Origin of the sequence: Enterobacter cloacae complex sp. 2022EL-00788 (assembly GCF_026627565.1) — a bacterium.
Classification (GTDB): domain Bacteria; phylum Pseudomonadota; class Gammaproteobacteria; order Enterobacterales; family Enterobacteriaceae; genus Enterobacter; species Enterobacter pasteurii.
Genome location: NZ_JAPNMC010000005.1, coordinates 324,130 through 336,119 on the forward strand (window position 1 = coordinate 324,130; position 11,990 = coordinate 336,119).

The window sequence follows — 11,990 nt, forward strand, 5'->3', positions numbered from 1 at the left end:
CATTTCCTCTTATTATTAATTAATTGAATAATACCATTTGACTGATTCTACTAATCCATCTTTCAAAGTGAATAGTGGCTCATATCCAAGTCTTGTTTGAATCTTACTGATATCGGCTAAAGAATGTTTGACATCACCTTCACGAAAGTCTCGATACACTAGTTTATTATCCTTGACGTCTACTCCATATTTCTTTAGTTCGTTTGCTATTGCATTATACAATTCATTTAATGACGTTTGTTGCCCAACAGCCACATTATAAACGGTATTTATGGATTCTGGATCCATAGTTTTAGCTGCGAGCAAGTTTGCTTGCACAGCATTAGCTACAAAGCAAAAATCACGACTCGTACTGCCATCCCCATTCACATAAACAGTCTCATCATTAAGGATAGACGCTGTCCACTTAGGAATAACGGCTGCGTAAGCACCATTAGGATCCTGGCGGGGACCAAATACGTTAAAATATCTTAAACCAATGCTTTCAACACCATAAACTTTAGCGAAAACTCCTGCATAAAGTTCGTTAACATATTTCGTCACTGCATATGGAGATAATGGTTCACCAATTAAATCTTCTACCTTAGGTAAACCAGGATGAGTTCCATAGGTTGAACTACTCGCAGCATAGACAAATCGTTTGACATTCTGGTCTCTTGTTGCAACAAGCATATTCAAAAAACCAGAAATATTATTTTCGTTTGTTGTTATCGGGTCTTTTATAGATCTAGGAACTGAACCTAATGCTGCTTGATGTAAAACATAATCAACCCCCTCACAAGCATTTAGACAATCATCTAAATTACGAATGTCACCTTCGATGAATTTGAATTGATTCCATTGTTCTTCTCTAACCGCTTCTTTGACAAGATTCAGATTTCTTTCATGTCCAGTAGAAAAGTTATCAAGACCTACAACTTTTTGATTTAATTTGAGTAATTGTTCTAGAAGATTACTCCCAATGAACCCTGCTACACCAGTTATAAGCCATTTATGGTTGGATGCTAAAAGAGTTGATTTTAAGGTTTCAAAAGTATTCATTTTACAGTCTCCAACTGGTTATACCGTGTTTTGCGACTTCTTCAGTTGCCCAGACACTCTTAATATCAGAGAAGACACCACCTGGGATTATCTTTGACTTAATATTATCGAAACCACCGTTAATATATTCCTTATGACATACGCTTAGGATAACAGCATGGCAAGGAGGAATTTCATCCCAGCTCTGAAGCTTTATATTATATTCATGTTTTGCTTCTGAATGCGAGGCAAGTGGATCGTGTACAATAATATTTACGCCATACGATTCCAACTCTCTAATAACATCAATGACTTTACTGTTTCTCAAGTCGGGGCAATTCTCTTTGAATGTTAACCCCATAATTAATACATTTGCACCTTTAACAGAAATGTTTGCTGCAATCATTTTTTTTACTGTCTGCTCAGCAATGTACTTACCCATAGAGTCGTTAATTCTACGTCCGGCAAGTATCACTTGAGGGTGGTATCCGATCATATCTGCTTTATGTGTCAAATAATATGGATCAACACCTATACAATGTCCTCCAACTAAGCCTGGGCGGAACGGTAGGAAATTCCATTTAGTACCTGCAGCCTCAAGAACTTCAAGTGTATCAATTGATAACTTGTCGAATATAATAGCCAGTTCATTCATCAATGCAATATTTAGATCACGTTGAGTATTTTCTATTACTTTCGCGGCTTCTGCGACTTTGATGGAACTTGCTTGGTAGACTCCAGCTTTAATTACCATCTCATATGTTTCACTTACTTTCTTTAAAGTTTCAGGTGTGTCACCAGAAACTACTTTTACAATTTTTGTAACAGTCCTTTCTTTATCTCCGGGGTTGATTCTTTCTGGACTATAACCTACATTAAAATCTGTTAACCATTTTAAGTTAGAAAATTTCTCCAGAATGGGTATACATACATCTTCTGTGGCGCCAGGATATACAGTTGACTCGTAAACAACGGTTGCGCCTTTTTTTAAATTTCTGCCTACAGTTTCTGAAGACTTAATTAAAGGCGTAAAATCTGGCTGATGCGATTCATCTACCGGGGTTGGTACCGCAATGATGATGAAATCCGCTTCGTTGAGTTTTGTAGCATCGGTTGTACAAATAAGTTTATCTGCTTTAATTAATTCCTCAGTAGCAACCTCTCCTGTCGGATCAATATGTTCCAAATAAGAATTAACCTTCGATTCAGATAAATCAAACCCAATCGTTTTTGTTTTTTTACCAAATTCTACTGCTAATGGTAAACCGACATATCCTAGACCTACGACAGCTATGATCATTTTAATATCCTGAGTTTATCTATTCTTAAATAAATGCATTGTTAATTTAATGCCAAATTTTATATAAGCTAATCTTTTTTTGCAATCTTCTTTATTAGTTGAGATAAAATTACACTATTAATTTGTAGAGTATAATTTTCCTCAACGCGACGTCTCGCATTAGTACCCATTGATTGTAATATCTCGGGTTTCTCTAAGATATAATTAAATGCCTGGAACCAATCTTCTTCCGTATTAGCAAGAAATCCTACATCAGGAGTCACTACTTCTGAATTGAAACCAACGTTAGACGCGATAACAGGTTTTGAGCTAGCCATATATTGGATTAACTTATAGCCACACTTACCTTTTTCCCAAGGGCCATCTTCTAAAGGCATAATGCCAATTGAAATAGTCTTCAAAATTTCACATTCCGAGTCTAATGACCATGGTAATTGCTCTACCGGAATAGGGCAATCGTCGATCACATCAGCACCAATGGTAATTAGGCGTATATTCGTATGGTGTTTTAATTTTTCAAAAACAGGCCAAATCAATTTAAGATATTTTGTTGTACTTGGGGAACCGATCCAACCAATTTTAATTACATCAAGTTTAGAATCTGAGTCTTTATGATATCGATTAATATTAATCACAGTAGGAATCTTCAGGACATTTTTTGCACCATTTTTTATGGCTAAATTTTCTAAATACGAATTACCTACTGTCACATAACTTGCATTTGAAAGCAGTGGTTTGAGTTTATTCTGTAAAAGCAGTTTCTTAAATTTTGAAGTTGTCAGATCATAATTATGGAAGATTGCATCATCATAATCGACTATATAAGGAATCTTTGCATTACATATTAGCCTTTCAAATATCCCAGGGAGATATGGGAAAGCCTCTTTTTCGAGAAAAATAACATCATACTTCTTCAAATCAAAAAGAATAACTTTTATTCTGTGAAGATAATATTTTACTAGTGAAATTTTAGATCGTTTTTTCTTGGAATATAGTTTACGAAGATATTCATTATCAAAAAGTGCAGAAACTGTAGTTTTAATGCCTTCTTTTTCAAAATATTCGATGTAATCAAGCGAACGTAGACGACTACTTGCACCTAAACTTTCGTATTTCGATAAAATTAAGAGCTTAACCATTTATTTTTCTCCCTCTTCTTATCAATCCTGGAAGCTCTTTGTAAAGCATTCTGTATGCTTTTAATGTGTTAGCAACTTCTATTCTTGAAAAATGTAATAAACCTCTTAACGTGCGAGTGAACAACTCCAAGACTATGGTAAGAAAGAGAAGAACATATGCCTGCCAAAGGGGAAAATGTTTAAAACCAAATAAAATCCTGCTACGCAAAGAATAAAATAATCTGAACGCTTTTACTTGTTCTGATGTGCCCCCCCCTTTATGAAAAGCAGCGGCAGTCGATAAATAATGGATCCTAAATCCTTTATCTAAAACTCGGCGAGAAAGATCCAAGTCTTCTAAATAGACAAAAAAAAGCTCATCGAATCCCTTCAAACTTTTGAATAGTTCATTTCTGATACAATAAAAGGCACCAATTGTATGTGGAACATCAGCATCTTTATCATAATCTAAATCTTTCAAAAATATATATGGGAATAACTTCGAAGATACTGCTGACAGGCCAGTTGCATGATTAAAATAATGTTTAAGCCTAGGTTGAACAGTACAATGTTTTTGTATTTTATTTGATGAATCAATTAGTTTAATACCACATACACCAACGTCATTATTTTCCTCCATATAGTTTATGACTTTTGTTAATGTATCAAAATATATCTGAGCGTCCGGATTCAGGAACAAAATGTACTTAGACTTTATATTCTTACTGGCAACATTACAAGCTTTCCCAAAACCTAAGTTTGATTGCGAACATATTAATCTAATCGCGAAATCGTCAGTTTTAAGATTGCTAATATTTGTTATAGAGTCATCTGTTGAATTATTATCCAGAATGACAACTTCGTCTATTAAATTTGAATGATAACAAATGATAGAATTTAGACATTCCTTTAACTGCTCACCAGCATTCCAATTAACGATTACAATACTTAAAGTCATTTTTTAGCCATAAAATAAGAAAAGTTATAAATTTTTCTCGATTGCAATTTCGGCAACCAAAAGTAATAAGAAATCTACAAATGTTCGAGCAAGCCATGCATATGCAACGCCTATCAAACCAAGTTTGCTAATCATATAGAATAATAAATAGATGTAAGGTACCAATTCAATTAAATGAATCGCTGCTGTATAATGTGCTTTCCCTTTAGCCTGTATACTTGCATAGGGAATTTGGGCAATAGCATTAAATACAAAACCAATAACAAGTATTCTTAAAATCAGTGTCGGTTCTGATGCAGAAAAGGCTACGCCCATCCATAACCTTAAAATATCGCTCGCGAAGATAAATACAACAATTGCTACCGGTAAACAAGCCATTAATAGAATCAAATATCCAAGGCGTTGATGTTTTAGTCTTTCACTTTGATTTTTTGCATAACTTAACTTTGGAAATATAGCTCGAGATAATGCTGCTGGAATAATTGTTAAACGCGCCACACCTTCAGAAGGTGCTGTATAAAATGCAATATTATTAGCACCCATTAAATGGGATAGTATAAAACGGTCTGCAATTGTCATTATTGGGCTGATAATATTACTTACTGTAATCCACCCACCAAATTTTAATAATCTAAAAAAAACGATTTTATGAAAATGAAATTCTTTAACAATAAAGGTTAGGCGACTTAAATAAATAGCTATCAACATTCCTATAATTCGACCACACAGTAAACCATAAACAGCATAGTTAAGATTTTTGTCAAAATATACAAAAAGGGCCGGCATACCTGCAATAAATATATTAGCTATTATTTTTTGTGTGTTAACATGTCCAAATTTTTCTTCTCCTTCCATAAACCCCATGAATAGTTGATTGATGAGAAAAATCGGGATGCACAGACCTACAATAATAACACTGCTCTTAACGACACTTTCATTTATAGAGGTTACGTTTAAAATTTCCATCGTAAATGGGGATAAGAGCAATAATGTACTAAACCCCAAAAAACCCATAAACAACATACAAAATATTGAAGTAGTTACTATTTTTTTTCTTTCATTTTGATCATCCCGAAAAAATGATATTTCTCGTATAACTGAACGAGTGATACCTGCGTCAAATATGCTTGCATAGCCTACTATCGCAAGTGCTAACGTAAAAAGTCCAAACTGTTGGGTACCCAGTGCCCTTGCAAGGTAGCCTAATGCTGGAATAGCTACAAATGAAGGAATAGCATACCCCAAAATATTCCATAAACTGTTACGAATTAAACTCATTTTACGTCCAAGTTTACACTGAAAGAGGTGTAATTATAATTCTGAAAATTTTTCTGCTTTGGAATCTTTAAGAGAGAGTTGTGGCTCATCTTTGATAGGCCAAGATATATTTAGTGAAGAATCATTCCAGAGAAGGCCCTTTTCACATTCAGGATGGTAATAATTTGTAGTTTTATAGACAAACTCAGCCACATCACTCAACACCAAAAATCCATGAGCAAACCCTTCAGGGATCCACAATTGACGTTTATTTTCAGCTGAAAGATTCACACCAACCCATTTTCCAAAAGTCGGAGAGGATTTACGGATATCAACCGCAACATCAAATACTTCACCGGCGACACAGCGCACCAGTTTTCCCTGCGCATACGGTTCCAGTTGATAATGTAAACCGCGAAGCACACCCTTGCAGGATTTAGAGTGATTATCCTGCACAAACTCAACTTTACGTCCTACTGCCTCTTCGAATACTTTCTGGCTGAAACTCTCAAAGAAAAAACCACGATCGTCACCAAAAACTTTTGGCTCAAAAATGAGTACATCTGGAATATCAGTTTTAATAACGTTCATGTCTTAGTAACCTTTAATCATCTTAAGCAGGTATTGCCCATAGGCATTTTTCTTCAACGGTTCAGCCAGCTTCTTCACCTGCTCCGCATCAATAAACCCTTTGCGATACGCAATCTCTTCCGGACAGGAGACTTTTAGCCCCTGACGCTCTTCAATCGTCGCAATAAAGTTGCTTGCCTCGATCAGGCTTTGGTGTGTACCAGTATCCAGCCACGCATAGCCGCGCCCCATCATAGCAACGGAAAGACGGCCCTGCTCCAGGTAAATACGGTTGATGTCGGTAATTTCCAGCTCACCGCGTGCAGAAGGCTTCAGGTTCTTCGCCATTTCCACTACGTCATTATCGTAGAAATAGAGCCCAGTAACGGCATAGTTGCTTTTAGGTTCCAGCGGCTTCTCTTCCAGGCTAATGGCCGTACCATCTTTATCGAACTCCACCACGCCATAACGTTCAGGATCGTTAACGTGATAGGCAAATACTGTCGCACCATCGCCCTTGCCAACTGCACCTTCCAGCTGTTTTGGCAGGTCATGTCCGTAGAAAATATTATCGCCAAGCACCAGCGCGCAGCTGTCGTCACCAATAAACTCTTCGCCAATGATAAAGGCCTGCGCAAGTCCATCAGGGCTTGGCTGGACTTTATACTGAAGGTTTAGCCCCCACTGGCTACCATCACCCAAAAGCTGTTCAAAGCGCGGCGTATCCTGTGGCGTACTGATGATCAGTATATCCTTAATCCCTGCCAGCATTAGCGTTGACAGCGGATAGTAAATCATTGGTTTATCATAAATTGGCAGCAGCTGCTTGCTTACCGCCATGGTCACTGGATAGAGACGAGTGCCGGATCCGCCGGCAAGGATAATACCTTTACGTGTAGTCATTATAATTTCTCTATAAACACGAAATGCCCGTAAACGGGCATTTTTTAAATGATTAAATAGATTGCGCCGTGAAAAGCTCAGCAAGCATACGTTTCACACCATCGTGCCATGCAGGCAATACCAGGTTGAAGTTCTGCTGGAACTTAACGGTATTTAAGCGTGAATTATGTGGACGACGCGCGGGCGTCGGATATGCTGAGGTGGGAACGGCATTCAGTTTTTCAATAGCCAACTCAACGCCGTTCTTTTTGGCCTCGTCAAACACTAGCGCCGCATAGTCGTACCAGGTTGTCGTTTCAGAAGCAACGAGATGGTAAAGCCCTGCAACTTCAGGTTTAACCATTGCCACACGAATAGCGTGAGCGGTGCAATCGGCTAACAGCTCAGCGCCCGTTGGTGCGCCAACCTGGTCATTAATTACGGAAAGTTCTTTGCGCTCTTTCGCAAGGCGGAGCATGGTCTTGGCAAAATTGTTGCCCTTACCAGCATATACCCAACTTGTACGGAAAATGAGGTGATTAGGGCAGTTATCCTGCAAGGCTTTTTCGCCATCCAGTTTCGTCTGACCATAAACATTCAGCGGCGCCGTCGCGTCCGTTTCACTCCATGGCGTTTCGCCATCACCCGGGAAGACGTAATCCGTGGAATAGTGCACAACCCAGGCACCGATCTTTGCAGCTTCTTTCGCGATAGCCTCAACGCTTGTCGCATTCAGTAACTGCGCAAACTCTGGCTCAGATTCTGCTTTATCCACTGCGGTGTGAGCAGCTGCGTTGACGATCACATCAGGTTTAATATTACGAACCGTCTCAGCAATCCCTTCAGGGTTGCTAAAATCGCCGCAGTAATCTTTTGAATGCACATCAAGCGCAATCAGGTTGCCCAGTGGGGCCAGCGCGCGCTGTAGCTCCCAACCCACCTGCCCTGTTTTGCCGAACAGAAGGATGTTCATTATTGACGTTCCCCGTAATTCTGTTCGATCCAGGCTTTGTAAGCACCGCTTTTTACGTTGCTAACCCACTCCTGGTTGCTCAGGTACCATTCAACAGTCTTACGAATTCCGCTTTCGAATGTCTCCTCAGGCTTCCAGCCAAGCTCAACGCCAATTTTGTGCGCATCAATCGCGTAGCGACGGTCATGCCCCGGGCGGTCAGCAACGTAAGTGATCTGATCGCGATAAGAGCCTTCTTTCGGCACGATCTCATCCAGCAAATCGCAAATAGTGTGCACAACGTCCAGATTTTGCTTTTCGTTATGCCCACCGATGTTGTAAGTCTCACCCGGTTTACCCTGGGTAACAACGATATAGAGCGCACGTGCATGGTCTTCGACATATAGCCAGTCGCGGATCTGGTCGCCTTTGCCGTAAATCGGCAACGCTTTTCCGTCCAGCGCGTTCAAGATTACCAGTGGGATAAGCTTTTCCGGGAAATGATACGGACCGTAGTTGTTTGAACAATTGGTGACAATCGTCGGGAAACCGTAGGTACGCAGCCAGGCGCGGACCAGATGGTCGCTGGACGCTTTAGAGGCAGAGTATGGGCTGCTTGGCGCATAGGCTGTGGTTTCAGTGAAGAGCGGCAGGTCGGTAGAAGCCGGATGCTCGTCCGGGTGCGGCAGGTCGCCGTACACTTCATCGGTAGAAATGTGATGGAAGCGAAACGCTTTTTTTGCTGCATCATCCAGCGTAGACCAGTAAGCGCGGGCCGCTTCCAGGAGCACATAGGTGCCAACGATGTTGGTCTCAATAAACGCAGCCGGACCGGTAATGGAACGGTCAACGTGACTTTCTGCCGCCAGGTGCATTACCGCATCCGGTTTATGCTCGGCAAAAATACGATCCATAGCCGACTTATCACAAATATCCGCATGCTCAAAGGCATAACGGTCGCTGCCGCTGACATCGTTGAGGGACTCCAGGTTACCGGCATACGTCAGTTTATCCACGTTAACGACTTCGTCCTGGGTATTTTTAATAATATGTCGTACAACCGCTGAGCCGATGAAACCGGCCCCGCCCGTCACAAGAATTTTCACGTTAACTAATCCGTCTATTGGAGATATAGAGATATTGGCAATCGAGAAACCACTGTCTTAATTACGGTTTCACAAATTGTGCACGCTACCGCCCCTGGCTTGACAGCTACCAGTGCACTGAGCGACGTTTGAATAAAAGATTTACAGTCTGATTACAGACAAAACTGGCGTTAATTGTCGTCCTAAATCGCATCAGAAACAAGCACAAATCGTTACAAATCAGTCCAGATTTAAAGCAGATAACTCTCTGTTATCATAGGAATTAATAACAAAAAAGCGACAGCCATCATTTTAGTTATGTAACCACATAACAAAATGATGGCTGTCGCTCGTAAACCGATTACGCCTGTGATGAGCTATCAGTCGTTAGCCAGCAGCTTCTCAATGCGGCTTCTGAACTTCGCCCCTTCCTTCAGGTTACGCAGGCCGTAGTTCACAAACGCCTGCATATACCCCATTTTCTTGCCGCAGTCGTAGCTGTCGCCGGTCATCAGCATCGCATCAACGGACTGCTTTTTCGCCAGTTCGGCGATCGCATCGGTCAGCTGGATTCGGTCCCAGGCGCCCGGCGCGGTTTTCTCCAGCTCGGCCCAGATATCCGCATTCAGAACGTAGCGGCCAACCGCCATCAGGTCTGAGTCCAGCGTCTGCGGCTGATCCGGTTTTTCGATAAATTCAACGATACGACTCACCTGCCCTTCCGTCTCCAGCGCTTCTTTGGTCTGGATAACAGAGTATTCGGACAGATCGCCTTTCATGCGCTTAGCCAGCACCTGGCTGCGGCCCGTTTCGTTGAAACGCGCCACCATCGCCGCCAGGTTATAACGCAGCGGGTCAGCAGAAGCGGTATCAATGATGATATCTGGCAGTACCACGATAAACGGGTTATCGCCTACAACGGGGCGAGCACACAGGATGGAGTGGCCCAGGCCCAGCGGCTGTGCCTGGCGCACGTTCATGATGGTTACGCCAGGAGGACAGATAGACTGCACTTCTGCCAGCAGCTGGCGCTTAACGCGCTGCTCAAGCAGCGCTTCGAGTTCGTAAGAGGTGTCGAAGTGGTTCTCTACCGCATTCTTGGATGAGTGCGTCACCAGAACGATTTCTTTGATCCCTGCAGCAACAATCTCGTCGACGATGTACTGAATCATCGGCTTGTCAACGATCGGAAGCATCTCCTTAGGAATGGCCTTTGTGGCTGGCAACATGTGCATGCCCAGACCTGCTACCGGAATGACTGCTTTCAAATTAATCATTATATCTTCCACCTTAAAATGGTTGACGAATTATAGCTTTTAAACCTGTTTTCGCCAGCATGATTTGCCGTAAATATGAAGTAATCCTAAGCTACCCCACCACAAATTACAGTAGTTGTAATCTGAATAGATCGCGATTCTGTGCCAGGAAAAGTCGCAAAATTGCGTCCCGGTTAGCGGTGCGGTAGCGCAAAATTCAGCCGTTCCGTATTCACAACGTGTTGATCCACCCGGTCAATATCCACCGAGCTCTGCCCCTTCTCATTCACTGCTATGATGTTTGCCAGCGACAGCAGCGTCTCGTTTTTAGCCATAAACTTTCCGCGCACGTCTTTGCGCAGGTCGAAGTTCATCTTCAGGGCTGGCCCGGTCGTTGACTCCTGCATCACGTTGATATTGCGCAAGAAAAGGTGCTGAGGTTTGTTATGCAGCTCAAGCGTCGCGCGCTGCATCTCAACGTTGGTAATGGCAACAAACGACGTGGCATTGCCGGATGAAATCTGTATTCCGCGCAGCTTATACGCCAGCTGTCGGTTATCCAGCCGGATATCGTTGAGCTTGAAGTTCTGCGGGATCGACAGATAATCGCCCTTGATTACGCCATAGCCAATTAGCATGCCAGCGCTGTTGACCATATCGACATTATCAATAACGAAATTATCACAGCCATAAATAGCTACCGTCGCGTTATCAATTCCCGCTTTTTTGCTGAAGTCAGGCGTAATATTTTTGGCCTTAATATTACGAATAACAAAGTGCTTACCGTTTTCGACATGCACCAGCTGTCGGCAGTTGCTGCCCGTGATATTTGCCACCACGAAGTTTTTTACGGTCTGCTTTTCCGGGTAATCATTGTCGTAGGTACTGCCGGCAAGCCCGATGCCAATGCCCCAGTTGATCTTGCCGTTCGTGCAGTTGATATTATCGATCACGTGGTCTGAGATCAGGATATTGCGATCGTTGATCGCCACGTTCCACTCTATCGCATCGCCCTGTAAATGGCTGAATTTACTGTTGGTGATGCGCGCGCCGTCCACCTGATTGTGGAACCCCTGACGCAGGATAGCGTAGTTTGCCTGCGTCACGGTAATGTTATCGATGAGCAGGTTGCGCATCACTCTTGGCTTTTTACCGCCGATGTAAATCTGGGTGACGGGGCCGAAGCCGCTCATCGCCAGCCCTTTGATGGCACAGTCGGAGCCACGGACGTCCAGCGTGATGTTGTGAGTGCGCCCTTCCCCCTCGCCGATCACCTTACAGCCTTCCTGGAGCACAAAGCGCCCGCGCCCGTTGCCCTTAAGCGCGCCGCGGACGAGCAGCGTTTTGCCATCAGGGATAAAAATGCCGGTGTTGATGTTTTCGCAGGTTAACCCGGCAGGAACCACCACGGTATCCCCTTCGCTAAAGGCCTGCTTAAAGGCGGCGATCCAGTCGTTATGGTTATAGCGATCTACAGAAACCGTCTTTCCGGTGGCCGCCCGCGCGGCGCGGGGCGACAGCAGCGGCATGGCAGCCAGGACGGATAAAGAAGAGACAAATCGGCGTCGGGTAATCTTTTTCAGCATACAACC

General features: G+C 42.5%; 11 protein-coding genes. All 11 read right to left on the bottom strand.

Features of this window, described 5'->3' with window-relative positions; translation table 11 throughout:
- Nucleotides 1-15: 15 nt before the first annotated feature.
- Nucleotides 16-1,041 (bottom strand): NAD-dependent epimerase/dehydratase family protein, encoded by a 1,026-nt coding sequence (locus OWK27_RS10475; protein WP_242172220.1) that lies wholly within the window; start codon nucleotides 1,039-1,041, stop codon nucleotides 16-18.
- Nucleotide 1,042: 1 nt separating this feature from the next.
- Nucleotides 1,043-2,320 carry a nucleotide sugar dehydrogenase gene (locus OWK27_RS10480; RefSeq protein ID WP_242172219.1) on the bottom strand — a complete coding sequence of 426 codons (1,278 nt, stop codon included), beginning with the start codon at nucleotides 2,318-2,320 and terminating at the stop codon, nucleotides 1,043-1,045.
- A 68-nt stretch (nucleotides 2,321-2,388) separates the two neighbouring features.
- On the bottom strand, nucleotides 2,389-3,459 hold the full coding sequence (locus OWK27_RS10485; protein WP_242172217.1) for a glycosyltransferase: 1,071 nt from the start codon (nucleotides 3,457-3,459) through the stop codon (nucleotides 2,389-2,391).
- Nucleotides 3,452-4,396: a glycosyltransferase family 2 protein gene (locus OWK27_RS10490; RefSeq protein ID WP_267590354.1), complete on the bottom strand. Its 945-nt coding sequence runs from the start codon at nucleotides 4,394-4,396 to the stop codon at nucleotides 3,452-3,454. The genes OWK27_RS10485 and OWK27_RS10490 overlap by 8 nt, the downstream gene beginning before the upstream one ends.
- Before the next feature lie 24 nt (nucleotides 4,397-4,420).
- Nucleotides 4,421-5,674, bottom strand: a complete 1,254-nt coding sequence (locus tag OWK27_RS10495; protein ID WP_242172215.1) for a flippase — start codon at nucleotides 5,672-5,674, stop codon at nucleotides 4,421-4,423.
- A 33-nt stretch (nucleotides 5,675-5,707) separates the two neighbouring features.
- Entirely contained in the window at nucleotides 5,708-6,244 is a 537-nt protein-coding gene (rfbC, locus tag OWK27_RS10500; protein ID WP_242172213.1) for a dTDP-4-dehydrorhamnose 3,5-epimerase, read from the bottom strand.
- A 3-nt stretch (nucleotides 6,245-6,247) separates the two neighbouring features.
- Nucleotides 6,248-7,126 (bottom strand): glucose-1-phosphate thymidylyltransferase RfbA, encoded by an 879-nt coding sequence (rfbA, locus tag OWK27_RS10505; RefSeq protein WP_242172212.1) that lies wholly within the window; start codon nucleotides 7,124-7,126, stop codon nucleotides 6,248-6,250.
- 52 nt (nucleotides 7,127-7,178) lie between these two features.
- Nucleotides 7,179-8,078, bottom strand: coding sequence for a dTDP-4-dehydrorhamnose reductase (rfbD, locus tag OWK27_RS10510; RefSeq protein ID WP_242172211.1), 900 nt, complete (start codon nucleotides 8,076-8,078; stop codon nucleotides 7,179-7,181).
- Nucleotides 8,078-9,163 (bottom strand): dTDP-glucose 4,6-dehydratase, encoded by a 1,086-nt coding sequence (gene rfbB, locus OWK27_RS10515; RefSeq protein WP_267590355.1) that lies wholly within the window; start codon nucleotides 9,161-9,163, stop codon nucleotides 8,078-8,080. The genes rfbD and rfbB overlap by 1 nt, the downstream gene beginning before the upstream one ends.
- Nucleotides 9,164-9,522: 359 nt before the next feature.
- Nucleotides 9,523-10,419, bottom strand: a complete 897-nt coding sequence (gene galF, locus OWK27_RS10520; protein ID WP_110293152.1) for a GalU regulator GalF — start codon at nucleotides 10,417-10,419, stop codon at nucleotides 9,523-9,525.
- A 173-nt stretch (nucleotides 10,420-10,592) separates the two neighbouring features.
- Nucleotides 10,593-11,984 carry a colanic acid biosynthesis protein WcaM gene (wcaM, locus tag OWK27_RS10525; protein ID WP_267590356.1) on the bottom strand — a complete coding sequence of 464 codons (1,392 nt, stop codon included), beginning with the start codon at nucleotides 11,982-11,984 and terminating at the stop codon, nucleotides 10,593-10,595.
- Between the last annotated feature and the right edge of the window lie 6 nt (nucleotides 11,985-11,990).